The organism is Rhizobium sp. Leaf453 (genome assembly GCF_001425605.1).
GTDB lineage: Bacteria > Pseudomonadota > Alphaproteobacteria > Rhizobiales > Rhizobiaceae > Pararhizobium.
The window spans coordinates 200,009-225,936 of record NZ_LMRG01000030.1 but is presented as its reverse complement, the minus strand read 5'-3'; the positions used below and the strand labels follow the sequence as shown (position 1 = coordinate 225,936).

26 protein-coding genes and 1 pseudogene are annotated in these 25,928 nt (G+C 59.1%); 11 read left to right on the top strand and 16 right to left on the bottom strand.

The window, feature by feature from the left end; all coding sequences use genetic code 11:
* Window positions 1-55: 55 nt before the first annotated feature.
* A pseudogene (locus ASG68_RS28920) lies at window positions 56-669 on the bottom strand (NAD(P)H-dependent oxidoreductase).
* Between the two features lie 77 nt (window positions 670-746).
* On the opposite strand from ASG68_RS28920, the gene ASG68_RS28915 reads away from it, so the two are divergent.
* On the top strand, window positions 747-1,361 hold the full coding sequence (locus ASG68_RS28915; RefSeq protein ID WP_062602489.1) for a TetR/AcrR family transcriptional regulator: 615 nt from the start codon (window positions 747-749) through the stop codon (window positions 1,359-1,361).
* Here ASG68_RS28915 and ASG68_RS28910 read toward each other — a convergent pair.
* Together ASG68_RS28910 and ASG68_RS28905 are read right to left on the bottom strand one after the other, a co-directional pair.
* Window positions 1,355-2,335 carry an SDR family oxidoreductase gene (locus ASG68_RS28910; RefSeq protein WP_062581284.1) on the bottom strand — a complete coding sequence of 327 codons (981 nt, stop codon included), beginning with the start codon at window positions 2,333-2,335 and terminating at the stop codon, window positions 1,355-1,357. The genes ASG68_RS28915 and ASG68_RS28910 overlap by 7 nt on opposite strands.
* 21 nt (window positions 2,336-2,356) lie before the next feature.
* Window positions 2,357-2,707 (bottom strand): hypothetical protein, encoded by a 351-nt coding sequence (locus tag ASG68_RS28905; RefSeq protein WP_062581283.1) that lies wholly within the window; start codon window positions 2,705-2,707, stop codon window positions 2,357-2,359.
* Window positions 2,708-3,074: 367 nt separating this feature from the next.
* Between ASG68_RS28905 and greA the strand changes: the two genes are divergently transcribed.
* The 3 genes from greA (at window position 3,075) to ASG68_RS28890 (ending at window position 7,061) form a co-directional block, all read left to right on the top strand.
* On the top strand, window positions 3,075-3,551 hold the full coding sequence (gene greA, locus ASG68_RS28900) for a transcription elongation factor GreA (protein WP_062581281.1): 477 nt from the start codon (window positions 3,075-3,077) through the stop codon (window positions 3,549-3,551).
* A gap of 87 nt (window positions 3,552-3,638) precedes the next feature.
* Complete coding sequence (locus ASG68_RS28895) at window positions 3,639-4,688, top strand: glycosyltransferase family 4 protein (protein WP_062581335.1); 1,050 nt, start codon at window positions 3,639-3,641, stop codon at window positions 4,686-4,688.
* Between the two features lie 396 nt (window positions 4,689-5,084).
* Window positions 5,085-7,061 (top strand): M10 family metallopeptidase, encoded by a 1,977-nt coding sequence (locus ASG68_RS28890; protein ID WP_062610322.1) that lies wholly within the window; start codon window positions 5,085-5,087, stop codon window positions 7,059-7,061.
* Window positions 7,062-7,327: 266 nt separating this feature from the next.
* On the opposite strand, the gene ASG68_RS28885 is transcribed toward ASG68_RS28890, so the two are convergent.
* The 9 genes from ASG68_RS28885 to ASG68_RS28845 form a co-directional block, all read right to left on the bottom strand.
* On the bottom strand, window positions 7,328-7,597 hold the full coding sequence (locus tag ASG68_RS28885; protein ID WP_062602491.1) for a hypothetical protein: 270 nt from the start codon (window positions 7,595-7,597) through the stop codon (window positions 7,328-7,330).
* Between the two features lie 8 nt (window positions 7,598-7,605).
* A complete protein-coding gene (locus tag ASG68_RS28880; RefSeq protein ID WP_062577067.1) occupies window positions 7,606-8,628 on the bottom strand; it encodes a glycosyltransferase in 1,023 nt (340 codons plus the stop codon).
* Window positions 8,625-9,656, bottom strand: a complete 1,032-nt coding sequence (locus ASG68_RS28875) for a glycosyltransferase (protein ID WP_062577065.1) — start codon at window positions 9,654-9,656, stop codon at window positions 8,625-8,627. Before ASG68_RS28875 ends, ASG68_RS28880 begins: the two co-directional genes overlap by 4 nt.
* A gap of 7 nt (window positions 9,657-9,663) precedes the next feature.
* A complete protein-coding gene (locus ASG68_RS28870; protein WP_062577063.1) occupies window positions 9,664-10,497 on the bottom strand; it encodes a glycosyltransferase family 2 protein in 834 nt (277 codons plus the stop codon).
* Between the two features lie 60 nt (window positions 10,498-10,557).
* Window positions 10,558-11,370: an FkbM family methyltransferase gene (locus ASG68_RS28865; RefSeq protein ID WP_082478136.1), complete on the bottom strand. Its 813-nt coding sequence runs from the start codon at window positions 11,368-11,370 to the stop codon at window positions 10,558-10,560.
* A gap of 10 nt (window positions 11,371-11,380) precedes the next feature.
* The gene (locus tag ASG68_RS28860) at window positions 11,381-12,103 is read right to left on the bottom strand and encodes a class I SAM-dependent methyltransferase (protein ID WP_062577059.1); all 723 of its coding nucleotides are present in this window, start codon (window positions 12,101-12,103) and stop codon (window positions 11,381-11,383) included.
* Entirely contained in the window at window positions 12,104-13,714 is a 1,611-nt protein-coding gene (locus ASG68_RS28855) for a GMC oxidoreductase (RefSeq protein WP_062577056.1), read from the bottom strand. It abuts the gene before it with no gap.
* Window positions 13,715-13,765: 51 nt separating this feature from the next.
* Window positions 13,766-14,236, bottom strand: a complete 471-nt coding sequence (locus tag ASG68_RS28850; RefSeq protein ID WP_062577055.1) for an Lrp/AsnC family transcriptional regulator — start codon at window positions 14,234-14,236, stop codon at window positions 13,766-13,768.
* Window positions 14,237-14,345: 109 nt separating this feature from the next.
* Window positions 14,346-15,347: a glycosyltransferase family 2 protein gene (locus ASG68_RS28845; protein ID WP_164491894.1), complete on the bottom strand. Its 1,002-nt coding sequence runs from the start codon at window positions 15,345-15,347 to the stop codon at window positions 14,346-14,348.
* Window positions 15,348-15,687: 340 nt separating this feature from the next.
* Between ASG68_RS28845 and trxB the strand changes: the two genes are divergently transcribed.
* From trxB to ASG68_RS28825, 4 genes are all read left to right on the top strand, one after another.
* Window positions 15,688-16,662, top strand: coding sequence for a thioredoxin-disulfide reductase (gene trxB / locus ASG68_RS28840; protein ID WP_062577053.1), 975 nt, complete (start codon window positions 15,688-15,690; stop codon window positions 16,660-16,662).
* Between the two features lie 113 nt (window positions 16,663-16,775).
* Window positions 16,776-17,672, top strand: a complete 897-nt coding sequence (locus tag ASG68_RS28835; protein ID WP_062577119.1) for a LysR family transcriptional regulator VtlR — start codon at window positions 16,776-16,778, stop codon at window positions 17,670-17,672.
* A 640-nt stretch (window positions 17,673-18,312) separates the two neighbouring features.
* A complete protein-coding gene (locus ASG68_RS28830) occupies window positions 18,313-18,606 on the top strand; it encodes an ArsR/SmtB family transcription factor (RefSeq protein WP_062577052.1) in 294 nt (97 codons plus the stop codon).
* A 61-nt stretch (window positions 18,607-18,667) separates the two neighbouring features.
* On the top strand, window positions 18,668-19,792 hold the full coding sequence (locus ASG68_RS28825) for an alkene reductase (RefSeq protein WP_062577050.1): 1,125 nt from the start codon (window positions 18,668-18,670) through the stop codon (window positions 19,790-19,792).
* A gap of 156 nt (window positions 19,793-19,948) precedes the next feature.
* Here ASG68_RS28825 and ASG68_RS28820 read toward each other — a convergent pair whose 3' ends face one another.
* Window positions 19,949-20,344 (bottom strand): hypothetical protein, encoded by a 396-nt coding sequence (locus ASG68_RS28820; protein ID WP_156373718.1) that lies wholly within the window; start codon window positions 20,342-20,344, stop codon window positions 19,949-19,951.
* 179 nt (window positions 20,345-20,523) lie between these two features.
* Here ASG68_RS28820 and ASG68_RS28815 point away from each other — a divergent pair, with 179 nt between their 5' ends.
* Window positions 20,524-21,033, top strand: a complete 510-nt coding sequence (locus ASG68_RS28815; RefSeq protein ID WP_062577047.1) for a GNAT family N-acetyltransferase — start codon at window positions 20,524-20,526, stop codon at window positions 21,031-21,033.
* Window positions 21,034-21,105: 72 nt separating this feature from the next.
* A complete protein-coding gene (locus tag ASG68_RS28810) occupies window positions 21,106-22,035 on the top strand; it encodes a lytic transglycosylase domain-containing protein (protein WP_082478140.1) in 930 nt (309 codons plus the stop codon).
* Here the strand turns inward: ASG68_RS28810 and ASG68_RS28805 are convergent.
* Window positions 22,025-22,417: a DUF6220 domain-containing protein gene (locus tag ASG68_RS28805; RefSeq protein ID WP_062577045.1), complete on the bottom strand. Its 393-nt coding sequence runs from the start codon at window positions 22,415-22,417 to the stop codon at window positions 22,025-22,027. The genes ASG68_RS28810 and ASG68_RS28805 overlap by 11 nt on opposite strands.
* The gene (locus ASG68_RS28800; RefSeq protein WP_062577042.1) at window positions 22,414-23,448 is read right to left on the bottom strand and encodes an NAD-dependent epimerase/dehydratase family protein; all 1,035 of its coding nucleotides are present in this window, start codon (window positions 23,446-23,448) and stop codon (window positions 22,414-22,416) included. The genes ASG68_RS28805 and ASG68_RS28800 overlap by 4 nt, the downstream gene beginning before the upstream one ends.
* An 89-nt stretch (window positions 23,449-23,537) precedes the next feature.
* On the opposite strand from ASG68_RS28800, the gene ASG68_RS28795 reads away from it, so the two are divergent.
* Entirely contained in the window at window positions 23,538-24,431 is an 894-nt protein-coding gene (locus ASG68_RS28795) for a LysR family transcriptional regulator (protein WP_062577040.1), read from the top strand.
* On the opposite strand, the gene ASG68_RS28790 is transcribed toward ASG68_RS28795, so the two are convergent.
* Window positions 24,416-25,609 carry an MFS transporter gene (locus ASG68_RS28790; protein ID WP_062577039.1) on the bottom strand — a complete coding sequence of 398 codons (1,194 nt, stop codon included), beginning with the start codon at window positions 25,607-25,609 and terminating at the stop codon, window positions 24,416-24,418. The two genes, ASG68_RS28795 and ASG68_RS28790, sit on opposite strands and share 16 nt — an antisense overlap.
* Window positions 25,610-25,928: the final 319 nt, after the last annotated feature.

Here is a 25,928-nt window from a genome sequence, read left to right as displayed (position 1 = left end):
AAGCCCCATTCTTTGGTAATTCCGAATTTTTCGACCGCCGATAAGGAAATGGCCGTCAGGCGACTTTGACGGCTTCGCTCTTGCGGGACTTGAAGAGATCGCGACCGATCGTCCGGGCCGTTTCAAGATGGGGCGCCACGTCAATGGTGTCCGCTTCGAGCAGGAGTTCGGAGGTGACGACCGGCGCGCCGCAATAGTCGAAAATGCCGTGATCGATCTGCGCCTTCATGGCACCGTCGTAGCCATGCCGCCCATAGGTCCCTGCATCAGCGCCGCCGATGCCCACCAGGTGGATTTCGAGGCGGCCCAGTTTCTTGACTACCTTGCCCTCGCTGTCGTCATAGGCCCAGCCATTCGAGAAGACCCTGTCGATCCAGCCCTTGAGAATTCCGGGCATCGACCACCAGTAGACGGGGAAAATGAGGACAAGCGCATCGGCGCGCTCGATCCGCACCTGTTCGGCAACGACATCCTGCGGACGGGGCGCCTTGCGATGATGGGCGGCAACATCGGCCATCGAGAATGCCGGCGCAAACGCTTCCGCCGTCAGGTCGGCGATTTCGAAGGTATTGCCTCTCCGCTGTCGGAAACACCCTCCGAGACGGATCGGGCGATGGCGTGCGTGAGGGAATTCTGATCGGGATGGGCGACAACAATGAGAGCATGCATATCGAAACTCCTGTTGGCTGTTGCGGACGGAAACCGCATCTTATATACTATTAGTAAGTTACTTTTGGTATATAACGATGTCAAGCATGGAAAATGGCACTCAATCCCCAACGCGCCGCCGGCTGACGCGCGACGACCGACTGCGACAGCTGCTCGATGTCGCCTGGCGCATCATTCGCGAAGAAGGAACCGAGGCGCTGACGCTCGGGCACCTTTCCGAACGAGCTGGCGTGACGAAGCCCGTCGTCTACGATCATTTCACCACCCGGCCCGGCCTGCTGACCGTGCTGTATCATGACTTCGACGACCGCCAGACGGTGCTGATGGACAAGGCGCTCGCGGAGAGCCAGCCCACCCTGCGGGACAGGGCGCGGGTGATCGCGTCCGCCTATGTCCAGTGCGTGCTTCTGCAGGGAAAGGAGGTTTCCGGTATCAGCGCGGCACTTGCCGGTTCGCCGGAACTGGAAAAGGTCAAGCGGGAATGTGAAACCGAGCTGATCGACAAATGCCGGAATATCCTCGCTCCATTCGCCGGAGCAACCGGCATCACCATGGCCGGTCTCTGGGGCATGTTCGGCGCCGCCGAGGCCCTCTCCCGCGCCGCTGCTGCCGACGATATTACCGCGGCACAGGCGGAAGACGAAATCCAGCAGACGATCGTCTCGATGGTACAACGCACCGCCGGTCAGTAGCCGCCGATGATCGGCAACACTTCGCCGGTGATGTAGCTGGAGCATTGTGGCGATGCGAGGAAGACGTAAGCCGGTGCGATCTCCTCGGGCTGTGCCGGACGCTTCATCGGCGTGTTGGCGCCGAACTTCGAGACGTCTTCCGCCTGCTTGTCGGAGGGGTTGAGAGGCGTCCAGACGGGACCGGGCGCCACCGCATTGACGCGGATACCCTTGGGCACGAGTTGGCCGGACAGCGCCTTTGTAAACGCGTGAATGCCGCCCTTGGTCATCGAATAATCCAGCAGTTCCTTGCTGCCTTCGATGCCGGTGACCGAACCGGTGTTGATGATGGCACTGCCTTCCCTCATATGCGGGACAGCCGCCTGCGCCATGAAGAAATAGCCATAGAGATTGGTCTTCAGCGTCTCGTCGAAATGCTCTTCCGTCAGGTCCAGGACATCAGCTGTGTGGACCTGGAACGCGGCATTGTTGACGAGGACATCGAGTTTGCCGAACACCTCGACCACGGCTGCGACCGCCTTCTGGCAAAAGGCCCTGTCCTTGACGTCGCCGGGGATGGTCATGGCCTTGCGCCCCTCGGCCTCGATCGCCTTGACGGTGTCGTCCGCATCGCGCCCTTCCGCCAAATGCAGGATGGCAACGTCAGCCCCTTCGCGGGCAAACAGGACCGCGACCGCGCGGCCGATACCGCTATCGCCGCCGGTGATCAGCGCTACCTTGCCATTGAGCTTGCCGGATCCCTTGTAGAACGGCGCCTCATAAAGCGGCGCGGGATCGAGCTTGTACTCGGCGCCAGGCTTCAGCTGATGCTGTTTGGGGAAAGGCGGGACGGGATAAAGCCGCGCGCCCGCCTGCATCGCTTTCGGCTTGCCGGATTTTTCCTGCTTGTCGCGGGCATCGGCTTCCGCCACCTGCTCCTGGATGTCCCTCTGTTTCTCCGCCGTGCGGGCGGCACTGCTGGACCGTACGGCCATGATCGTTTCTCCTAGCTTGCCTCAAGAAATCTGCGTGGGCTTGATCGTGCCGACGGACACGGTGCCTTCAACGACACCACGAGGTCCGCCGTCTGCATCACTTGCGCCGGTCTCCTCGATCACCGTGTAGAGCCGTTCATTGCGGAACGCGCTGGCGTCACGTGTCGAGTTACCCTCGGCGGGAAGCGAATCGATCTCGGTGAAATCCAGTTCGGCTTCGGCAGCGGTGATGCGCGCATCGGCAGGTGAAAAGGCACGAACGAGGATTTCACCCTGGTTGCCTGCATTGTCCCAGTTGGGATCATCGGGGGCCGCGACGGGCACCAGCCGGTAAAGCTTCAGCGTTTCCTGCGGTCTTGTGTTCTCCTGCATGGCCTGTCCTCCTCGTACCTTGAAAATCGTCTCTGGATTCCACGAAAGGCGTTTGAGAAACGCGCAATCTTTTCAGCATCTGGCTTGCCTTCGCGATGTTCTGGCAACCGGCTTTGTGCGTGGAATTTTCTTGTCGCAGGACCAACGAACATTGACGCTGATTGTTCCCGGCATCCGGGCTTGAGCCTTGATGACGATTTTCCTCGTTACAGCCTCGTCCGATTAATCTGGCTTTTGCACAGCGCTTTCTGCTATAAGCGTCGTTCAAATGTTTCGGACGGTTCCGGAGTTAACGCTCCGGGGACCGTTTTCTTTTGTGCGGATGCCGGCTTGAGCGGCACATGCATGGACTATGAAGGACAGTGAAATGGTCGAAAAAGTGCCGATGACTCAGAGCGGTTTCGTCAAGCTGCAGGAAGAACTGCGCTGGCGTCAGCAGGAAGAGCGCCCGCGGATCATCGAAGCCATTTCCGAAGCGCGCGCCCATGGCGACCTCTCGGAAAACGCGGAATATCATGCGGCCAAGGAAGCCCAGAGCCACAACGAAGGCCGCATCGGCGAACTGGAAGATTTCGTTGCCCGCGCCGAAGTGATCGACCTGTCGAAAATGTCTGGCTCCACCGTAAAATTCGGCGCGACCGTCAAGCTGGTCGACGAGGACACCGAAGAGAACAAGACCTACCAGATCGTCGGCGACCAGGAAGCCGACGTGAAGCAGGGCCGGATTTCGATCTCCTCGCCGATCGCCCGCGCGCTGATCGGCAAGGAAGTCGGTGATTCCATCGAAGTCGTCGCCCCCGGGGGGTCGAAGGCTTACGAGATCCTCGCGATCAACTGGGGCTGAGCTTTCAGCCGTTGAATCCTGAAAGCCCGGACAGCGCAAAACCGCTTCCGGGCTTTTCCATTGCAAGTGGCCAAGGACTTTCCGACCGTGGAAGACATCAGCGACGTCGAGATCATCGCGCCGAACTTCAAGCGCCGCCTGTCCGGGGTCACCTCGACGATCGTCCAGCTCATCCCGGTCCAGCGGGCGCGCGGCCAGAAGATCGCAACCGTCGGTCCCGGCCTGCCCGAAAGCCTGCCGCATATTCACCTTGTCGATCTTCTGCGACTGCACAGGGCACCGAAGCAGCGCCACCGCCGCGTCTGGCATGCCCGGCGCAATATCGAGATGCTGCCTGGCCTGTTCCTGCGCGATATCCTGCGCATGCCGCTGAAGCTTCTGTTCACCTCTGCGGCCCAGCGTCGCCATTCCGGCTGGACGCGCTTCCTGATTTCGAAGATGGACGCCGTGATCGCGACATCGGCGCGCTCCGGATCGTTTCTCCAGGTGGCGCACAGCATCATCCAGCACGGCATCGATCTCGACATGTTCCATCCGCCGGCAACACCGGATGACACGATCGCTGCCACGGGACTGCCGGGCAAACATCTGATCGGCTGCTTCGGACGCGTCCGCCACCAGAAGGGCACCGACCTGTTCGTGCGCGCCATGGTCGAGCTTCTGCCGCTCTATCCGGACTGGACGGCCGTCGTCTGCGGCCGGGTCACGGCAGAGCATCGCGCGTTCGGGGAGGAACTGGAAAACCTGGTGAAGTCCGCCGGACTTGCCGATCGGATCCGCTTCATGGGCGAGGTCGACGACATCAAACCCTGGTATCGGCGCCTGTCTCTCTATGTCGCACCATCACGCAACGAAGGCTTTGGCCTGACGCCGCTGGAAGCGATGGCATCCACCACGGCCGTGGTGTCGTCCGACGCCGGCGCCTACGAGGAAATGATCGTGCCCGGGCAGACCGGGACCGTCGTTCCCGCCGGTAACTACGAAGCCCTGCGGGACGCAATCCGCCCCTATCTCGCCGATCCCGACATGGCGGCTCGTCACGGCCAGAACGCCCATGATCATGTGCATACGAATTTCGCGATCGAGCGCGAGGCCTCGTCTATAGCTGCGATCTACGAGGCGCTTTTGAGCGATTGAAGCGGGGCGTCGATGCGATGTCCTGCGGCGGCCCCTCATCCGGCCTGTCGGCCACCTTGTTCGCGTTTTGACGGGGAGAAGGGACAAGCGGCGACCTCCGTCGTCACCTCGACCCGCGTGCATCTGCGTGGTTCACTCAGCCCCGCCATCCACCTTCGTCCACGTCACCGACCAGTCAAACCCATCGTCGGGTGACCGCGCCTTCTCGTCTACCCCAAATAAGGGATTACATCCTGCCCGATTTCCGGCAATTGTAACGGCATGTTCGGAAATCTGTCTTACGCGTTTCTCCGGACCATCGATTCATGCGGCCTGTGACCGCCTTTCCGTTATCGATGCGCCAGCGTCGGACGGGCGGGGGTCCAACAGGCGGCAGTCACGGCGAGAGGGGCAAGCATGACGACGACTGCAGTGACCAGCAGCGAGGTGACGGCCGGGCTGATCGACGATCTCGATACCAAGTGGACCGGGAACATCACCTACTCCTTTCCGGGCGCGGGTGCTGTCTGGACGGCAGGATATGGTGAAGGCGAGCCGCTCAATGCAGCATACGGCGTCTTCAATGCGACGCAGATCACCGGTTTCCAGGCGATCATGAAAGTCTGGGATCGCTATATCGCGCCCTCGATCACCGAGGTTTCCGATACGTCGCCGGGTGATATCCGCATTGCGTTCACCGATATCTCGTCGCCAGGCAGCGGCGGACCGGCGGCTTACGCCTATTCCCCGCCTTCCGGCACGGAAGTCTCGGTCAACGGTGACATCTGGGTCGACGACAGCTACAAATCGAGCACGTTCGCGTCGAGGACCGGCGATGCTCAAATCCTGATCCACGAGGTGGGCCATGCGCTCGGCCTGAAGCATTCCTTCGAGGCGCCGACCTTGCCGGCGGCCTATGACAGCACGACCTACACGGTCATGAGCTACACTACCGAGGACTATTTCTTCACGTGGAGCGGCGGCGGCGGCAGTATTTCCTATTCCTACACTGACACGACCAGCTTCACGCCCATGGTTCTGGACATTATGGCAATCCAGAAGCTCTACGGCACCGACAAAACGACGGCGAGCGGCAACACGGTCTACAAGTTCACCGACACCGACCTGAACGGGCGTCAGGCGATCTACGATGCCGGCGGAACGGATACGATCGACCTGTCGGCGCTGACCCGCGGCTCCGATCTCGATCTGCGACGAGGCTCCTATTCGGACGTCGCCTATTATAGTATCGACGACCAGATCGACGATCTTGTGGCGATTTACGGCAGCGGCTTCGAGAGCTTCATTCGTTCGGCGATGACCAATCCCGATACAAAGGCCTTCGAATGGGAGCGGAATGTCGGCATCGCGTTTTCGACGACGATCGAGAACGCGATCGGCAGCAGCAGTGACGACCGAATCGTCGGCAACGCGACGCACAACACCATAAGCGGCCTCGGCGGCGCGGATCGCCTCTATGGTCGCGAGGGCAGCGACACGATCGCGGGCGGCGGCGGTGCGGACATCATGGATGGCGGCAGCGATTTGGACAATCTCGACTACAGGAAGTCTGCTACGGGCGTGACCATCGATCTCAATGCGCGCACCGCTTCCGGCGGTGATGCGCAGGGCGACAGGTTCATCAATTTCGAAGGTGTGCGCGGCACCAGCTATGTCGACAGCTTGACGGGCGCGAGCGGCTACAGCAGCCTGAGCGGCTATGGCGGCGACGACTTGCTGCGCGGCTATGGCGGCAACGACCGGCTGGACGGCGGCCTCGGGGCCGACACGATGCGTGGCGGTCGGGGCAACGACGACTATATCGTCGACAACACCCGCGACAGCGTGGACGAAGCGAGCGACGGCGCCGACGGCATTGATGCAGTGGTTTCGACCGTTTCCTTCAGTCTGATCAAGAGCTCCAAACTGTCGGGCGATGTTGAGAACCTGCTCCTAGACGGGTATGAAGACGCCAAGGCAATCGGCAATGGCCTCGACAACAGGATCACTGGTAACCGCGGCGATAACGTCATCGCAGGCGGTGCCGGCAACGACACCCTGACGGGCGATCACGGATTGGACACGTTCCGGTTCAACACGAAGCCGACATCGACGAATATCGACACAATCACCGATTTCTACGTGGTCGTTGATACGATCAGCCTCAGTAAGGCGATCTTCAGCGCAATCGCCGGCACCGGGTACTTGACGGCGGGACAGTTTGTCAAAAACCTTACGGGTCTCGCCGAGGATACATCGGACCGGATCATCTACGAGACCGATACGGGCAAGCTGTTCTACGATACCAACGGCAGCACCGCCGGCGGTTCGCAGCAGTTCGCGACGATCGGGACCAATCTTGCGCTGGACAATAACGACTTCTACATCGCCTGATCGCGTGGGGGATCATGCTCGGCTGAAGACGTCGTCGATTTCCTGCTGCAGGGTTTCGCCCGGGCGCGATTTAACCCACCGCCCCACCATCGAAAGCGGATCCTCGGTACTGAACAGTGGGCGGCCACAAAGGGTACATTTTGAGGGAGTCATCATCAGCCAACTGTAGCTCTCTCAACACTGTTTGCAAGACGAGAGCCGGACGCGCGGTCTAGCGAGTAAATGGCGCGCAAACGCTACCGCAGCCATTGTGGCCCCAATCGAACTCACCCCTCCACCCCAATCAATGGTGGGCCGGCTTGCTCCTCGCCTGGAGCGATGCGATCGAGCTGCTGACGGATGGCGTCACGGACAAACTTCGACAGGGCTTTGCGGCCGACGATCGCGTCAATCCGAGCGAGGTCCGAAGGGTTGATATTCAGGTGTGTGTGTGTGTGTGTGAAGTAGAGCGGTTTCCTGCCATGCGCTACAACCCGCACGGATTGTCTTGCGCGGGGCTTACGCTTCAAAAGAGTTCCAAAGCGCGTCTGGATCATCTGCAATCTCAAGGCTTGCGCTTGAACAGGTCCAGATAGGCGTTGGCGACAGCTTCTTCGGAAAACTGTTCCATCAGGGCTTCGCGGCCACCCACTGCGATCCGATCGGCCAGTTGGCGGTCGTTGATCAGCCGCTCAATTGCGCGGCTGAAGCCGTCGGTATCGTCGATATCGACCAGTAGGCCGTTTTCGCCGTTGCGCATGAACCAGACCGGGCCTTCGGACCGGCTGGATACGACCGGCTTTTCCTGCGCCCAGGCCTCGAGGATGACATTGCCGAGCGGCTCGTGGCTCGAGGGCATGACGAAGACGTCGGCGGCGGCCACGTAAGGACGCGTGTCCTTCTGCCAGCCGAGGAAACGGACGCGATCGGTGACACCGAGATCGGCGGCGCGCTTGCGGACATTTTCCATTTCCTCGCCGTCACCAGCGAGCCACAGAAACACGCCGGGCAGCTTTGCAACCGCTTCGGTCAATAGCGCGAACCGCTTGCGCGGCACGAAGCGGCCCATCGACATCACAACCGGCACACCCTCCGGCGTATCCAGGCTCTTGCGGTCGATCGGTGCGACACGTTCGGTATCGGTGAAATTGGAGATCACCTCGACGCCACGCTTCCAACCGATGCGGCGGATATGCTCTCCGATTCCCGGCGTATTGCAGACGAGGATGTCGGTGTTCTTGAAATAGCTGAGATTGGTCGGATAATCGCCGAGCCGGGAAATCTTGATGCAGCCCTTGTAGTTCGGCATCAACTCGCTGGCTCTCTGGGCCCATGCCATCAAAGCGTCCGGCTTTTCGCGCCGCGCGGTCAGCGAAACCGATCGGGGCAACAGAATGCGATCCAGCGACAGATTGCGAAAGTGGCTTTCAGTGATGCGAATGTTCGGATCGATCTCACGGCGCCAAATACGGTTCGGACGGATAATGGCGGCCTGCTCAACACCACGTCGTGACAAGGCATTGATCAGGTGAACAAAAAAACGCTCCGCACCACCATCCTTGCCAAAGTGATAGTGAAATACCTTCATCGCGAGGGCCGCTCACGCTCGAACAGTTCGATATATTGCGTCGCAATGGCGTCTTCGGAAAACCGGGTGCGCAATGTCCCGCTTGCATTTTCAATCAATCGCTGCCGCAAGGCCGGATCGTCGCGAAGCCGCTCGATAGCCGCAGCAAGACCAATCTCGTCGGCGCAATCGACCAATAGCGCATCGACATCATCCGTCATGACCCAGGACGGCCCTTCCGCCCGCGCGGCGATGGTGGGCTTGCCACTCCCCCATCCCTCGAAACACACATTTCCGAGCGGTTCATGCAAGGAGGAAATGGCAAAACTGTCGGCGGCAGCCAGGTAGCTATAGGCATTCGTCTTCCAGCCGGGCAAGCGCACCCGGTCCCCGACTCCAAGGTCCGAAACAAGCTTGATGAGATTGTCGCGCTCCGGACCATCGCCCAACAGCCAGAGATACGTTCCGGGAACGCGGGCGACGGCCCGGATCAGGTAGTCAAAGCCCTTTCTTGGAACAAACCGTCCCATGCCGGTGACGACAAATGCATTGTCGGGCGTCTGAAGTTCATTGCGCGCAATCGCCGGCAAAGGCTGCGCCCGGGTGAAATTGGAAATAACCTCAATCGGCCCAGTCCACCCCATTTCCCGAACGCGGGCAGCCATGTCGGGTGTGATACAAACCAGCATCTGCACATTTTTATAATAACCGAGATGCTCCGGATAGTCGCCCAGGCGAGACAATCTGAATGAATGCTTCCACGCCGGCATGAACCGGCTTGCCCGAAGCTGCCAAGCCATAATGACGTCCGGCTGAAATTCCTTGAGAACACTCTGCATTCGTGCTCGAAGCAGGAAGCGAGAGAGTGAAAGGCGCCGAAAAATGCCTTCATAGACCACGCCGCACCCTTCTATGTCTTTTCGCCAGCTGCGATCAGGGCGGATCAACATGCGTTGCTCGACGCCCCGGTCATGAAGCGCATTGACGAGGTTGACGAAGAAGCGCTCGGCGCCACCTTCCTTACCGAAGTGATAATGCATGACCTTCATGGCGTCCTCATTTGCCGTGCGTGCCGCGTGCTCTGTCCAAATCCTGATCGTCGATATTCGGCCGGTTCTTGAGCGCATGCCGCTGGAACATCTTTGCCTGAGTCAGGAACGCATAAACGCCGCCGGTGGCGGCCTCGATGAAACCCGGAAAACCGCAACGCCACAGGCCGTTGCGGAAATACAGCCGGAAGAAATAGAGCCATGGGCTGACCAGCATCTTCCATGGACGCGGCGGCTTGCCGGCGGCAAAATGCTGGTCGGCCTTCAGGGTCGAATACTTGTTTTCCTTGAGGATCTGCTCGTCGATGATCAGCGGCCGGTAATGCAGCAGGCTGCCGGTCGCCGCCGGCTCGACCTTTCCGTCCGGCACGATGCCCTCGTGCACCTTCTGGGTGAGGTCATAGGCGCCCCTGCCCTTGCGGATCAGCCGCAGGTTCTTGCGCTCGCGGACCTTTTCCGGCGTATAGCCGTAGCCGATCAGATAGGGCCGGCGCGCGATACGCCAGCCGACGGTCTCCGTCGGAGCTTCGATCAACTTCGGCAGCAATGCCTGCAGGTTCTGGTCCAGCCGCTCGTCGGAATCGATGTTCAGGCACCAGGCCTCAGTGCATTGTTCCAGCGCGAACTGCTTCTGCCCGGCATAACCGCGCCATTTTTCGAACATGAACCGGATCGGCCAGCCCTTGTCGATATAGGATTGCACCAGTGCCGCCGTGCCATCCGTGGAGCCGGAATCGACGATGACGATCTCGGCGCAGCTTCCCAGGCTCTCGATGCAATTGCCGAGATAGGCTTCCTCGTTCTGGCAGATGATGAAAGCGGAAATCGGAAGATTGGACATGAATTTGCCTCAGCTAAGCAAATGCCGCACCTGTAATCTAGGTCAGTGTCGCGCGATTGCTCAAGGCAGCAGAAATATGTTTCTGCGCTTCGGACTTTCGTTGAAATTGTACGGCGTTAGCGTCAGGTGTTTTTTACCGGGTAATACCCCGTTCTTCATCTCAGGCTCGAAGGCTCGATAGTCCAGATCGGCAAAATATTGACACATCTCCGCGCCGATTTCCTTGCCGTGCCGGTCGAAGTCGAGTTCCAAAATAATGAACGGACGATACTTCGAAACTGTCTTACGGCCGCCTCGCAGAACATTCATCTCGAATCCTTCGACATCAATCTTGATAAAATCGACCGACGGCAACTGCTTCTGTTCGACATAATTGTCGAGCAACAGGACCGGTACTACCACTTCATCAAAGTGCTCTTTGCCGAGCTCCTTATAGGTGTCATTCTGCATCAACGAACTAACCCCGCCCCGCCGATGCCCGGGCTTGATTTGGAACATAGTCATCTGTGTCTCAACATCGCCGAGAGCAAAGCTGTTGACGTTTATCTCACTGTGACCATTAAGCTTGGAATTGGCGAGAAGCTTGTTGCGGATGTGACGCACCGGTTCAAAAGCATGCACATTCGCCGCGTCGCCCGATAGGCTCGCAAAAATGTTCGAATAAACGCCGATATTGGCCCCGACATCAAGGCAGACATGCCCCGTGGTCACAACGCTTTCGACGACAGAGAAGTTGATCAGGTCATAGTGATAGTCGCCATAAACGTTGTGGCCCTTCTTCAACTCACGTTCGATCTTGTTGGTTTCTCCGCAGAAGAATCGGCAACCGCGGAATTTCTCGATCGTCAAAGGCTCGAGGGGTGAAGAATTCATGGTAACAGCCTTACTTAATGATCACTGCCTGAATGTTTGAAGGCATCATAGAATCTATCTTGTGATCGTCACTATACTTCCAAGTCGTATCAAACTGCTCGGTAACGAAGACGTCAAAAAAGCGAGCACACCGCGCCATGATTTCAATAAACGGGCGAGCCAGCGGAAAGACATCGCACTGCAAAAGAATGCGCTGCATAAGAATGCCGATGGTTTCGAACGGCTGGCTAGCGCCACGTAGTTCAACAATCTTCGACCAATCCTTGAACATCAACCTGAATGCAAAAGGGGTGAAATGAAAAAAGTTGTCTGGCCCTTCGTGGAAGGAGAAAACTGCGGAAGCCGAGATGACCAACTTCCCACCCGGCTTCAATATCCGCTTGATGTCGGCAAGAAGGCGTTCGGGGTCAGGAATATGTTCAAGCAGTCCAGTACACAAGACGATATCGTAGGATTCACTCTCGATCGTATCAAGGTGATAATACTTATCGACTAGAAGATCGCAGCCTTTTTGCTGCGCTTTTGAAACCAAGAAGGAATTTGGGAAGAACTCTCTATAATCAACATCTTCCGTATGGACGATCAGGGTGCGTTGTTCCGACGCGTTCTCTTTGCAAAGGCGCACAAGATTTTTGGTCGACAGCTTGCCGCCAAAATAACTTTTTCGTGACAGCTTCTGCCAGCGTGACCGCCGTGCGCGCTGCTCCTTGCCGCTCAATTCAGGAGAAACCATCTACGCCCGTCGTCCTGTTTCCATTTTGTGCTGTTCGCATATCTTATCCGCAGTCAGGAAAGCAAGGGCCATTATTGTTAGAACCGGGTTAGCATACCCATAGGAGGTCATCAGAGAGGCGCCGCCAACGAACAGGTTTTCCAGGTTGTGGACACGGCCGTTCGCATCAGTCACCGAATACTCGGAGGACGTGCCCATACGCGTGGTGCCCAAAAGATGCGAATGGATTTCAGTTATTTTCCAAGGTTCGTCGGCGGCCGGCAAAGTGATCTCGAAGGTACCTAAGCCATGATGTCGAATGCGATCCGCCAAATCCTTCAGAAAGCTGTGTACCGACGCTCTATCGTCAGAAGAAAATGTCCACGAAACCCGGGCCTTGGGCATCCCGTAAGGATCTGTTTCTTCCGTCAAAACAATACGGTTGTCCGAGCTTGGGAATTGATCGAAAAAGCCACGAACGACAAGAACGGTGCCCTTCTTTCCGAGCAACCCCATTTTTCCGATCACATTGAAGAGGATCCGCCCGAGCCCTGTTGTAAACGACTGCAAACGCCGCCGGGCGAAACTCAAGGGGTTTAAGGAGCGTCCCTCCTGATCGGATCGCATCAAAACGGACGCAGCAACGTGTTGCGCATGGTCTAGCAGGCTGAGCCCAATGGATTCAAAGCGTGGCGAAAACTGTACATAATGGTTCAGTCTACCCGCTCTCTCGAACGCCTCGCCTCCAACGCCGATACCGAAACGAAACTCACCTCCCTTGTCAGATATATCGCTGAACAAGGGGTGTTTTGTAGAGACGGCTTGCGTCAGATGAATCCGCCCAACGTTGGATTTGGGGTGGGTCGAAAAGTATCGACCAATATTCGGATTGTCCAACGCAGGCCGGTTGGCGGCCCTGCTATTCAGCAAGATTCTTGGCGTCTCCAAGCCACCTGCGCAAAGCGCGAATCGGGGCGCTACAAGTTCCACGAACCGACCAGGGCCAGCATTTGCCCTTACCGAAACGACGCGCACGCCGGTATCGTCTAATAGCAATTTGAGGGCACGACAGTTCAGAAGAACCGTTAGATTAGCGTTTGATGCCGCGAGTGCACTGAAATATTCCAGCCCTTTGAAAACCGGGCGGTTCCATTGAAAACGTTTTACCGAGATATCTGCGTTAGCGAGAAAATCATTCCATTGTTTTTGGCCTCCATCATAGGGAGGGATTCCCGCAACCCGTTCAAAAGGCTGTAAGCGCAGAAATCGTAACGCCTCCTCATAGTAAGCTTCGATTGACGCGCGCTCGAATGGCCAACCTTTAGCCTGTGTCATATCTACATCTTCGAGCGGCGCCGTGCGGCCCGACCAGAGATTTGTTGAGCCGCCGAATTGCAACGACAAGCCAAACGGATCGCTGTCGCGCGCTTCAAAAAACGGGGAACTATCCGAATTGACCAACCGGTCGCCGGCTTCCAAGACAAGAACCTTCAGCCCTGCGTTCACAAGACGAGTAGCCATGGCGACGGAGGCCGCGCCGGAGCCAACGATAAGGATGTCGCGCTCTATAGCATGCAGTTGCTTATCACTCATGCCTTGCGCGTCGAAAATCTTTCCGGAATTGCCCTTCATCGGTGTCGTGTTCGCCCTGTAAGATTGAGATTGGTGTAAAGACACACGCCGTCACACACCTAACAAGCTGATATTCTTGACTTGGCGGATTGTTAGCATGGTGCGCACCGTATCGACGTTATCAGTGGCGGTCAGTTCCTCGATAACGAAATCCTGAAATGCTGTCAGATTCTCAGCCACACATCTCAGTAGAAAGTCAGAATCGCCCGATACCAACCAAGCTTCCTTTACTAAAGGCCAATTGGCCGTTTGTGAGGAAAATGCCTTCAAATTGGCGTCCGACTGGTGCTTTAAGCCCACCATACAGAAGGCGACGAGATCATAGCCGAGCGCCGACGCGTTAAGAAGCGCGCGGTAGCCACGGATGATGCCGCCCTCTTCCAGCTTGCGAACGCGGCGCAGACAGGGGGGAGCGGAAATGCCAACACGTTCTGCAAGCTCGACATTGGTCATCCGCCCGTCGTTCTGTAGCTCGCGCAGAATCCTCATATCGATTGCATCAAGTTCGACGCGAACGGCCATGATTGAGTTCCCATTTTTCTTTTCCTACCCGCCTTTTGCGGGCTTTATTCTTTTGTTTGCCCGCACCTTAAAAGGACCCAGGCGGCTTCTATTCAAATGCCTGCTGTCTCTAAGTTTTTCCGCCATATCCGACCGACCAGATGGACTGCATGAAACCGCGCTCGACGAGTTGCTCGGGCGACGCATATTTCAACGTGCCGTCATAGACGAAATCCAGATCGCCGCTGGCGGCGACCGTGTCGAGGATGCGCTGATATTCTCGCGCCCCACCGAAATACTGCTTGTCGGCCACGGCGGCCTGCGTCTTCTCGTGATAATCGGCGAAGAACTTGAAATGCAGCAGCACGCCGGCGATCGGTGCGAAATTGCGGTCGAACGGCAGCGGCTGGTGGATGCTGATGCCGAAGCTGCATTCGTCATCCCAATACATCAGCGGATATTTCATCATCTCGGCTTCCGCCGAAAATTTGCGACGCCGGGGTCCGCCGGCAAGGCTGAGGAAGCGCTTGTTCTTCTCGATGACGTAGCCGCTGCCATCGACGCAGTCGGCAACCTGCCAGGGCATGGTATCGGTCGAACCGTCGAAGGCGAAGGCGCTGACGGCACCGCCGGGATACATGTCGATCATCGGCGCGGCAAAGCGGCGCTGGCCGAGGCTTTCGAGCCGCGCGATCAGGTCCGGCAGCGGCTTTTCGAAGCAGCGGTCATACACGAGGTATTCGTCGGCATCGATATTGAGATACCAGCGGTTCTTGCCATAACGGGCAAACAACGCCTCGCGCCACAGCTTGCCACGACGGGCCTCGCCATAGCGCACCGAGGACGTCCAGACATCGACGTCCGGCTGTGCACAGAGAAATTCGCGCGTCCCGTCGTCGGACTGGTCGTCGACGCAGATGAAGCGGGTGACGCCGAGCGCCCGGTAATGCGCCAGCAACGACCGCATGAACTTCAGATCGTTATGCGCCAGAAACAGAAGTGGGATATCATTTGCCACGAGCGGCCGGAAGCTGGCGGGCGACAAGGGCGAGAGCGGGACGGTCTCTGTCTTGCTTTTACGGCGCGCAGCGACACGGCGGCTGTCCAGCCAGGTCTGGAACCGGTGAAACAGCGAGCGCTTGTAGTCGAAGGCTCCGTCCTTTGGGAACGGATATGAGGATTGCCGCGTGTTCACTGCGAGTTCTGCCCTGCCTAGCGCCAGTTCTGCCCTGCCGGGCACGTGTGATCAATTCCTGTCGGTAACACGTATTGAGATGGAAAAACGAGAGCATCGGCGGCATTCATGCACAAAAACCTCGATCCGACCGGGCGTTTGAGCAACACATCTGTGTGTATCAACCGCCGCGCCCTTGAAACAGGACCGCTGAAATCCCTAAACTAGAGGTCAAATTCTCACCATTGGACGAAGCCGAACGATGCTATACCGTTCTGGCGATCGAAGGACCAAAGCGATGACTGCCCGACATACAAAAGTTCTCATCATCGGCTCCGGCCCGGCCGGCTACACCGCCGCGATCTATTCGGCGCGCGCCATGCTGCAGCCGGTGCTGATCGCCGGCATGGAACAGGGCGGCCAGCTAATGATCACCACCGACGTCGAAAACTATCCGGGCTATGCCGATCCGGTTCAGGGTCCGTGGATGATGGAGCAGATGCTCAAGCAGGCGCAGCATGTCGGCGCCGAGATCGTCAACGACCTCGTGACCGATGTCGACCTGTCGGTGCGTCCTTTCAAGCTCAAGACCGATAGCGGCACCGACTGGACCGCCGACGTCGTGATCATCGCGACCGGCGCCAAGGCGAAGTGGCTGGGCATCGAGAGCGAAGCAACCTTCCAGGGCTTCGGCGTTTCGGCCTGCGCCACCTGCGACGGCTTCTTCTATCGCAACAAGAACGTCATCGTGGTTGGCGGCGGCAATTCGGCGGTCGAGGAAGCGCTTTACCTGTCGAACCTCGCCAAGACCGTGACGGTAGTGCACCGCCGTGATCATTTCCGCGCTGAGAAGATCCTGCAGGAACGCCTGTTCGCCAAGGAAAACGTCAACATCATCTGGGACCACGAGGTCACCGAATATACCGGCACGCCGGCGAAACCGCCGATGCCTGCTTCGGTCAGCGGCGTGAAGCTGCGCAACACCAAGACCGGTGCGACGCAGGACATGCCGATTGACGGCGTGTTCGTGGCAATCGGTCATGCGCCGGCTGTCGAATTGTTCAAGGACAAGCTGCGCCTGAAAGCCAACGGCTATCTCTGGACGGCTCCCGATTCGACCGCCACGGATGTGCCCGGCGTCTATGCAGCCGGCGACGTGACCGACGACATCTACCGTCAGGCGATCACCGCGGCCGGCATGGGCTGCATGGCCGCGCTCGAAGCGGAAAAATATCTGGCGGGCCATATGCCTGTCGCAATTGCGGCCGAATAGAAGCCGCGAATAATCGGAGCGGTCAAAGGCCGCTCCTGAGTGGGAACAGCAATCAGCTCTATGGCGGGGAACAACGAGGCCGTTTTCCGCCACGGACAGCTATGGGGGGCGGCATGCCGTTAGACTGGGACAAACTGCGCATTTTCCACGCGGCGGCGGAAGCAGGATCGTTCACTCACGCGGCAGACAAGCTGCATCTTTCCCAGTCGGCCATCAGCCGTCAGGTGTCTTCGCTCGAGCAGGACGTCGGCATCAAGCTGTTTCACCGCCACGCGCGCGGCCTGATTCTCACCGAACAGGGCGAAATCCTCTATCGGACCGCGCATGAAGTCCTGATGAAGCTGGAAAGTGTCAAGGTCCAGCTGACAGAAAACACCGACAAGCCTTCCGGCAAGCTGCGCATCACCACGACCGTCGGTCTCGGCCAGGGCTGGCTGACGGACAAGGTCCAGGAATTCCTGTCGCTCTATCCCGACATGCAGGTCCAGCTGATCCTCGACAACGAGGAACTGGACGTCAACATGCGCCATGCCGATTGCGCCATCCGGCTGCGTCAGCCGCAGCAATCCGATCTGATCCAGCGCAAGCTGTTCACCGTGCACATGCATGTCTATGCAGCCCCCTCCTACATCAACAAGTATGGAGAGCCTCAGTCGATCGAGGATCTCGACAACCATCGCATCATCACCTTCGGCGAACCGGCGCCGAACTACCTGCTCGACGTCAACTGGCTCGAGATTGCCGGCCGCGACTCGGACAATCCGCGCGCCTCACATCTGCAGATCAACAGCCAGACGTCGATCAAGCGCGCCTGCCTGCTCGGGATCGGCATTGCCATGATGCCCGACTACATCGTCGGTCGCGATCCAGGCCTGATTCAACTTCCGATCGGCGCCGACATTCCGTCGTTCGACACATATTTCTGCTATCCGGACGAGATGAAGAACGCCGCCAAGCTGAAAGTCTTCCGCGATTTCATCGTCGCAAAGGCACGCAACTGGAACTTCTAACGCGCCCTTCGCACCTGCACAAAAAACGTTCTCTATATTTCTCCTAGACAAACTGCTGTTTTAACTGTTCTTTTTCCAAACCCGCAGATTCCTGGGGACGATAACGAATTGAAATCGCCTGAAATTTGCGCAGGGGTGCACTGAACACATGGCTGTCATGCATATTAAATGATTGCGGCGCGCCCAAAAAACCAGCATATCGACTGCAGCTGATGCATCTTGGTGGCTTTTTTCCTCCCAGTGCCACCGCAGCAGCTGTTCCCCTCTGGAGGTTTAAATACCTTCATAACTATAAAGGGCCCAAGTTTTTCTTGTGGCCCTCTTTTTTTGCCTTGGATTCAGATACATCGCTAAAGTTGCAAAGTTTTTGTGACGGATATCATTGAAACCGGCGCACCACGCCCCATATCAGTTACAGCTGATGCGCATGGCGGTCCTTCTCCTCCCAGTGCCGCCGCAGCAGCTGTTCCCCTCTGGAGGCTTTGACCTTCACACCTAGCAGGGCCCTGGACTCCAGAGGCCCTCTTTTTTTGCCCAAAATCCACCGCCGCGCTTATTTCACGGGTTCGTGACTTGAATATCGGAAATTCTCGATTTACATATCTCCATATCGGAATTTAACGATACAGAGCCGATCGACATGGACAAGGACGAAATTCTCAAGGCATTGGCGCACCCCAAGCGGCTGGAAATGCTGGGCTGGATGAAGGAGCCGGAGGTTCACTTCTCCGAGCAGCATCACCCGCTCGACATGGGCGTCTGCGCCAGCCAGTTCGAGCGCTGCGGCCTGTCCCAATCGACCGTCTCGGCGCATCTGTCGACGCTGCAGCGCGCCGATCTCGTCACCACCAAACGTGTCGGCCAGTGGATCTTCTACAAACGGAACGAGGACACCATCCAGGCGTTCCTGAAGGACATCGGCACCACGCTTTGAACCGCCCCGCCCATTATGCCTCCCAAGCATGATCAAGAACCCGCAACGAAAAGGACTTCCCATGACTTCCCTCTTCGACCCCATCAAGATCGGCGACATCGAACTTGCCAACCGCATCGTCATGGCGCCGCTGACCCGCAACCGCTCCCCGGGCGCCGTGCCGAACAATCTCAACGTCACCTATTACGAGCAGCGCGCCTCCGCCGGCCTGCTGATCACCGAAGCGACCGCCATCACCCATCAGGGCCAAGGCTATGCCGACGTTCCCGGCCTTTATACCCAGGAAGCGCTCGACGGCTGGAAACAGGTGACCAGCGCCGTCCACAAGGCCGGCGGCAAGATCGTCGTGCAGATGTGGCATGTCGGTCGTATCTCGCACACCTCGCTGCAGCCGAACGGCGGCAAGCCGGTTTCGGCCTCCGCCATCCAGGCAAAGTCGAAGACCTACCTGATCAACCCCGACGGCACCGGCACCTTCGCCGAAACCTCGGAGCCGCGTGCGCTCGAACTGTCGGAAATCCCCGGCATCCTCGAAGACTACCGCAAGGCCGCCCGTGCGGCTGTTGATGCCGGTTTTGATGGCGTCGAGATCCATGCTGCCAACGGCTACCTGATCGACCAGTTCCTGCGGTCGGGCTCCAATGTCCGCACCGATGAATATGGCGGCCCGATCGAGAACCGTGCCCGTTTTCTGTTCGAGGTGGTCGACGTGATCACCAGGGAAATCGGCGAAGGCCGCACCGGCATCCGCATTTCACCGGTGACGCCCGCCAATGACTCGTCCGACCCGGATGCGCAGGCCCTGTTCACCTACGTCGTCGAGGGCCTGGCCAAGTACAAGCTTGCCTATATCCACATCATCGAAGGCGCCACGGGCGGCCCGCGCGATTTCCAGCAGGGCGACAAGCCGTTCGACTACAAGGCCCTGTGCCAGGCCTATGAAAAAGCCGGCGGCGAAGCGGCCTGGATGACCAACAACGGCTACGACCGCGACCTGGCCATCCAGTCCGTCGAACAGGGCAAGACTGACCTTGTCGCCTTCGGCAAGCCCTTCATCGCCAATCCGGACCTGGTGCAGCGCCTCAAGGACAATGCCCCCCTCAACACGCCCGATCAGTCCACCTTCTACGGCGGCGGCGCGAAGGGCTACACCGACTATCCGGTGCTGGAGCAGAAGGTCGCCTGAGCGAACTTAATCAAATGATGCCACACCCGCCCCCACGTGGGCGGGTGTCAACGACAGTGGCTCACCGCCTTTTTCGCTACAAATAATTCCCAGCAGACACTGACTCTTAGGAGCACTGAAATCGCAGCTACGAAAATGGGCAGAGGCGCTGGACTGTTACTTCTTCGTTGTACCGATGACGTGGCCTTGACTATATCTCCAAGCAGCAATCAACGTAAAATAGCTTAGTGAAGAGGCAAGGATCAAGGTCAACAATGCGGCAAGCGGCGTATGAGTTTTCGTAGGGAACACATGAGCTTGAAAGACATGCCACAAGAGATATGAGGCTTCGGCCACGGCATATACCAGGAAAAGCGCCGTCATTGTCTTGCGGACTTGTAGTGAGAAGGCCCTGCCGCCAAACGCATAAAGCACGAGAAGCACTGTCCCCAGAAACGACATTGCATGCGAGGTCACGCTCCAGGACGTAATGACTTCATAACCACTAACCAAGTACGCAAACGCAATGGCTCCAAGGAAGATATTAAAGCCGGCGAACAATTTCCAACCCAACAAAGACACTCCCGCTTTCCGCAACACGCATTCAGACGCTAAGCAACCGAGCGGACAGATTGCAACCAATATCTGAATCCGCACGTTGAGATCCACAAGTCGGGCCGCAATGATTAACTCACACGCTGTACATCGGCGGCATCACGGCCTAGAGCTTCGGCGACCTTATGGAGACCCCGATGCATCTGCGCGACGCCGAAGAGACTGACCTGCCCGCCATCCGCGATATCTATAACGATGCCGTCGCCAACACGACGGCGATCTGGAACGACACGCAGGTCGATCTCGAAAACCGCACGAAATGGTTCGCCGATCGTCAGCGGCAGGGCTATCCAATCATTGTCGCTGTCACCGATGAGGGCGTGATTGCCGGTTATGCCTCCTTCGGCGACTGGCGTGCCTTCGACGGCTACCGGCACACGGTCGAGCATTCCGTCTATGTCGAGAAGAACCAGCGTGGTGGCGGTATCGGCCGGATCCTGATGCAGGCGCTGATCGAGCGGGCCGCGGCCTGCGGCAAGCATGTGATGGTGGCGGGTATCGAGGCCAACAATGCGGCCTCCATCCGGCTGCATCAGACGCTTGGCTTCGAGATCACCGGGCAAATGAAGGAAGTCGGCACCAAGTTCGGACGCTGGCTGAACCTCACCTTCATGCAATTGATCCTGCCCGGCTCCGATCCGGTCTAAGCCCTCGTTTCACCTCTTCGGAATTGATGCTATCAGAAACCGGGGCGCGCGAGCGCCGGCGGTGATGATGCCATGATCCATGGAAAGACCAGACTGAGCGCGGCGGCCACAGTGATCGGGGCGATCGCGGCCGGGCTTGGCGCACCGACAGCGGCGCAGGCGCAGCCGGAATGGCGAGCACCGCCCTGCCTGTTTTCCACCGCGCCCGAAAATGGCGGCCTGTGCATCCGCGTGCAGAGCTACAACCGCGATATCTGCACGGCGCTCGCGCACTTCGCCAGCCGAAATGCTTTGCCCGTCGACTTCTTTGCGCGGCTGATCTGGAAGGAAAGCCTGTTCCGGCCGGATGCGATCAGCCCCAAGGGAGCCGAAGGCATCGCGCAGTTCATGCCCTCGACGGCCAGAATGCGGGGTCTCGCCGACAGTTTCGATCCGTTGCAGGCGCTTGGCAAGTCCGCCGAATATCTGGATGACCTGCGGGACCGGTTCGGCAATCTCGGTCTGGCGGCGGCGGCCTACAATGCCGGCGAGGCTGGACTGGAAGGTTTCCTGCGCAATGGCAGCCTGCCTTTCGAGACGCGGGCCTATGTGATGGCGATCACCGCGCATCCGGTGGAGGACTGGAAGGACAATCCACCGGACAAACCGGCAATGCCGCTGGATGAGACAAAACCGTTTCATGACGCCTGCACGGCGCTGGCCGAGACACGGAACATGAAAGAGATCGTCTTTGCCGAGGAAGGTCCCTGGGCGCCGTGGGGTGCGCAACTATCCGCGCATTTCCAGAAATCCGTGGCACAACGTCTGTTCCTCAACACCGTCGCCCGCATGCCCGCCCCTTTCAACGCGGAAAAACCGCTGATCCAGCGCGAGCGCAACCGTGCCTTCGGCAGCCGGCTGCGCTACACCGCCCGCATCGCCCGTCAGACACGGGTCGAGGCGGATGCGGTGTGCAGGGAAGTCCGCAAGACCGGCGGCGCCTGCATCGTCTTCAAGAACTGAACCGTCCGACCGTGCGCCGGGCGATCAGCACGCTGACCGCCGTCAGGAGCATGGCATTGGCGGCGTGCAGCGCCCGAACCGCGCCGCTTTCGAAAACCGCACCCAAGCCCAGCCAGACGAACTGGAAACTGTAGAGGACGAGTAGCACGGCTGCGGCGGCGCGATACGCCCTTAACGAAGGCTGCAGCCACGTGGCCAAGAGAACAGCGAGAATGACGGCGCCGATACCACCGCCAAGTGCGCGATGCCAATCCCAGGCGACGCCGTCGGCAAAGACGGCGAAGCCGACGAAGAACAGCTGGCAGCCGATCAACAATGGCACGCTGATGACCAGAGCCTTGAAATAGGACGGCGTTGCGCCGGGAGAGCGGACCATCGTCATGCCGCCACCTCTGCGTCAGCGCATGCCTTCGAAATCCGGCGCGGTTTCCGGGTCTCGGCCTTCGGCAGGCATCCGAGGTCCGCCAGCGTCGCCGTCACGGCCACATCGATCGGCGTCCAGGGTTCCGCGCCGATGGTGGCGACGAGCCGGTCATTCGGCATGCGAAGCGGCTCACGCCAGAGATAGCGCATCTCGCGCAGTTCACGGAAGAACGGCACGAAGGGAGCTGCGAACGGCATCAGCCACCAGGGAAAAGCCTGGACCTTTACCGCCGGATTGCCACTGGCACGACGGATCGCGGCCGCCATCTTGGTGCCGTCGTCATCCCAGAAGCCCTGCATGTGGTACACGGCAAAGGGTGGCAACGTCTGGCGGCGATCGACGAGCCGCGCCATGGTTTCCGCCATATCAGGCAGATAGGCCCATTGATGGCCGACACCCCTCCTCCCCGGATAGGTGATGCTGGTAACCGGCTTGCCGGGCGTTACCAGCCCTTGAGAGAACCAATTGTTGGCGGCACCGGGACCGAAGAAATCCCCTGCCCGGACGATGATGGTGCGAACGCCATTTTCCGATGCCGTCTGCAGGCGGCGTTCCATGGCGACGCGGATCGCGCCTTTGGAGGTAACCGGGTTTTGCGGCGAGGTTTCATGCAGCAGCGGAAACGCGTCCGGTCCGAAATTGTAGATCGTGCCCGGCAGCAGGACGGTCGCACCGACAGCTTTCGCGGCCGCGATCGTGTTGTCGAGCATCGGCAGGACCAGCGTGCCCCAGTTGCGATAGCCGGGCGGATTGACGGCATGAACGATCAGGCTGGCGCCCTGGGCGGCGCTGAGGACATCGGCGGAATTCATCGCGTCGCCCTGCACCCAGTCAAAGTCCGGTGCGATTGCGGATGCCCTGGCGGCATCACGGTTGAGTGCGCGGATCGTCCAGCCGCGAGCCAGAAGCGTGCGGGCGACCGCGCCGCCGATACCGCCGGTGGCACCGAGAACGAGGGCGATGGGTGTGTCATTGCCTTGCGGGGTCATGTCCTGTCTCCTTGTTGGTGAAGACAGGATCACCTGAAATCAGATTAAACAAAATTGCGGATAATTCTTTATCTGATATACACAAATGCATGAGCGACACAGAACCTAGCTGGGATTTTTACCGCACCTTCCTGACTGTTATGCAGGAGGGATCGCTGTCGGCAGCCGCCCGTGAGCTGGGACTGACACAGCCGACCATCGGGCGGCACATCGACGCGCTGGAAACCAGCATCGGGTTCCAGTTGTTCATCCGCTCCACGCAAGGGCTTATTCCAACGGAGGCGGCCCTTGAGCTGAGGCCCCATGCAGAACAGCTTGCCGCCAAGGCGGCAGCGCTGTTGAGGGCTGCAAGCGGTCAGGGCGGTGGCGTGCGGGGCACGGTGCGCGTGAGCGCCAGCGAAATGATCGGCGTCGAGGTGCTCCCACCCATGCTTGCCGCGCTGAAAGACGAGCATCCGAACCTGATCATCGAGCTTTCGCTGTCGGACAGTGTCGAGGACCTGCTGCGGCAAGAGGCGGATATCGCGGTGCGGAACATCACGCCCACCCAGGATGCCCTGATCGTCCGCCGGATCGGCAACATTCCGATCGGGCTGCACGCGCACCGGCGTTACCTCGACAAACACGGCACGCCTGAAAAGCTGGAAGAACTGCCGCTTCATCGCACCATCGGTTACGACAGGGAAAGTGCCTATGTTCGCGCCCTGCGCAGGAGCGTGCCGCTGATGGATCTGATGCAGCCGTCGTTCCGGGCCGACAGCAACTTGGCTCAGATCGCGGCGATCCGGGCCGGCTTCGGCATTGGCGCCTGCCAGGTGAAACTTGCGAAGCGTGATCCCGATCTTGTGCGGCTGTTCGAGGCGGAGTTCGAGCTACCGCTCGAAACCTTTGTCGTCATGCACGAAAACCTGAAGACGACGCCACGCTGCCGCGTCACCTTCGATGCGCTGGTCGACGGACTGCTCGCCTATATCGGTAGATGATCCGCTCCCGGCATGGAGGGCGACACAACCGGTCCGACCTGCCGTTTCGGAGCCAAGGCCTTGACGGAAAACAGCGCGTAGAGGATCAGCGGGAGGCAGACGAGGTAGGATATCCGGATGCCGAAATGTTCGGCGACGAAGCCGAGCAACGGCGGAGCCAGGAAGAAGACAATGAAGGTCACCTGCCCGAGCGCCGCGACATTCACCTGCGCGGGGCGATCGGTGCGCTGGGCTGCGGCCGACACAGCCAGTGGATAGACTGCGCTGCATCCACCCCCCATCAGTGCAAAGCCGAACAGGGCAATATAGGGATGCGGCGCCAACCAGACGGCCGTAAGGCCGATGGCGGACAAGATCAGCAGCGCCGTTGCCACCGCGCGTGCGCCAAACCGGTCGACGATGGGATCGACGAACAGCCGGGCCATCGCCATGAAGAAGGTGAACAGGGTCAGGCCGAGACCGCCGATAAAGGGTTCGACGGCAAAGACGTCGCGCATGTAGATCGCCGACCAGTCGATGCCGGCGCCCTCCACCAGGAAGGCTGCGAGGCCGATAATGCAGAGCGGCAGAAGGCCAAGGGTCGGCAGCGCGAACATCGGCGCCTTCGCCTCTTCCACAATTGCGCGTGCCGGCGCCGGGCGGATGCCCGAAATAGCCACCATGCCGATGATGATAACCAGCACCAGTGTCACGCCGAGATGGACGTGCATGGAAATATCCGCCTGTCGCACGACCGAGGCGATCAGCGCGGTGACGAAGAATCCCAGGCTCCAGAAGCCGTGCGCCCGGTTCATTATTCCCCGCCCAAGCTGTGCCTCCAGGCGGTCGATCTCGACATTGAGATTGATCTCCAGCGCGCCTGCCAAGAGACCGGCGCAGAACAGGACGCAGAACACCGCCGGGGCAGCACCGAGCCAGGGAACGATCGCAAAGGCCACCGCCGTGCCGAGCACGGTGATGAAGGCGGTGGTCCGGGCACCCAGATGCGCGATCAGCGGCGAGGATAAAGTGAGCGAAATCAGCGCGCCGATCGCCATGCCGATCAGTGTCAGCCCCAGCTCCGACTTGTTGACCCCGAGCGCCACCTGCAGGTCCGGCATGCGGGCCAGAAGCGCGCCCAGCGAAATGGCGAACAGGAAGAAGCAGGTGTAGATCCTGTGATGCGGCGCAATGGTCATGGCATTCTCCTCTGGCCCGTCGTTTAGCGGGAAACCCGCGAGGACGGAACCCGCGATGCGTGTTTGCGCCAACGATTTTAGGGCCGCAGTGCTAGATGTCGCTACATGCGTGATGGGCAAGAGGAGACCGGCGGACTTTCCCGATCGATAAGCGCGTCAGTTTCTTATCTTAATTCTGTGCGCCAAGAACAGGATGCTCGGACGGCTCGAGAAGCCGAACATTCTGAATCCGCCCTCATTACCGGGCTTGTCCCGGTAATCCAGCAGCACCGCGTCTGCGGTGCAGAAAGCCCTTTCACGCGACAGACGTCGCGTGGCT

Bases quoted from the DNA above. Each gene is read 5' to 3' on its own strand.
- ASG68_RS28915 (WP_062602489.1), top strand. From the start codon at position 747: ATGTCAAGCATGGAAAATGGCACTCAATCCCCAACGCGCCGCCGGCTG.
- ASG68_RS28910 (WP_062581284.1), bottom strand. From the start codon at position 2,335: ATGGCCGTACGGTCCAGCAGTGCCGCCCGCACGGCGGAGAAACAGAGG.
- ASG68_RS28905 (WP_062581283.1), bottom strand. From the start codon at position 2,707: ATGCAGGAGAACACAAGACCGCAGGAAACGCTGAAGCTTTACCGGCTG.
- greA (WP_062581281.1), top strand. From the start codon at position 3,075: ATGGTCGAAAAAGTGCCGATGACTCAGAGCGGTTTCGTCAAGCTGCAG.
- ASG68_RS28890 (WP_062610322.1), top strand. From the start codon at position 5,085: ATGACGACGACTGCAGTGACCAGCAGCGAGGTGACGGCCGGGCTGATC.
- ASG68_RS28885 (WP_062602491.1), bottom strand. From the start codon at position 7,597: ATGATCCAGACGCGCTTTGGAACTCTTTTGAAGCGTAAGCCCCGCGCA.
- ASG68_RS28880 (WP_062577067.1), bottom strand. From the start codon at position 8,628: ATGAAGGTATTTCACTATCACTTTGGCAAGGATGGTGGTGCGGAGCGT.
- ASG68_RS28875 (WP_062577065.1), bottom strand. From the start codon at position 9,656: ATGAAGGTCATGCATTATCACTTCGGTAAGGAAGGTGGCGCCGAGCGC.
- ASG68_RS28870 (WP_062577063.1), bottom strand. From the start codon at position 10,497: ATGTCCAATCTTCCGATTTCCGCTTTCATCATCTGCCAGAACGAGGAA.
- ASG68_RS28865 (WP_082478136.1), bottom strand. From the start codon at position 11,370: ATGAATTCTTCACCCCTCGAGCCTTTGACGATCGAGAAATTCCGCGGT.
- ASG68_RS28860 (WP_062577059.1), bottom strand. From the start codon at position 12,103: ATGGTTTCTCCTGAATTGAGCGGCAAGGAGCAGCGCGCACGGCGGTCA.
- ASG68_RS28855 (WP_062577056.1), bottom strand. From the start codon at position 13,714: ATGAAGGGCAATTCCGGAAAGATTTTCGACGCGCAAGGCATGAGTGAT.
- ASG68_RS28850 (WP_062577055.1), bottom strand. From the start codon at position 14,236: ATGGCCGTTCGCGTCGAACTTGATGCAATCGATATGAGGATTCTGCGC.
- trxB (WP_062577053.1), top strand. From the start codon at position 15,688: ATGACTGCCCGACATACAAAAGTTCTCATCATCGGCTCCGGCCCGGCC.
- ASG68_RS28835 (WP_062577119.1), top strand. From the start codon at position 16,776: ATGCCGTTAGACTGGGACAAACTGCGCATTTTCCACGCGGCGGCGGAA.
- ASG68_RS28830 (WP_062577052.1), top strand. From the start codon at position 18,313: ATGGACAAGGACGAAATTCTCAAGGCATTGGCGCACCCCAAGCGGCTG.
- ASG68_RS28825 (WP_062577050.1), top strand. From the start codon at position 18,668: ATGACTTCCCTCTTCGACCCCATCAAGATCGGCGACATCGAACTTGCC.
- ASG68_RS28815 (WP_062577047.1), top strand. From the start codon at position 20,524: ATGCATCTGCGCGACGCCGAAGAGACTGACCTGCCCGCCATCCGCGAT.
- ASG68_RS28810 (WP_082478140.1), top strand. From the start codon at position 21,106: ATGATCCATGGAAAGACCAGACTGAGCGCGGCGGCCACAGTGATCGGG.
- ASG68_RS28805 (WP_062577045.1), bottom strand. From the start codon at position 22,417: ATGACGATGGTCCGCTCTCCCGGCGCAACGCCGTCCTATTTCAAGGCT.
- ASG68_RS28800 (WP_062577042.1), bottom strand. From the start codon at position 23,448: ATGACCCCGCAAGGCAATGACACACCCATCGCCCTCGTTCTCGGTGCC.
- ASG68_RS28795 (WP_062577040.1), top strand. From the start codon at position 23,538: ATGAGCGACACAGAACCTAGCTGGGATTTTTACCGCACCTTCCTGACT.
- ASG68_RS28790 (WP_062577039.1), bottom strand. From the start codon at position 25,609: ATGACCATTGCGCCGCATCACAGGATCTACACCTGCTTCTTCCTGTTC.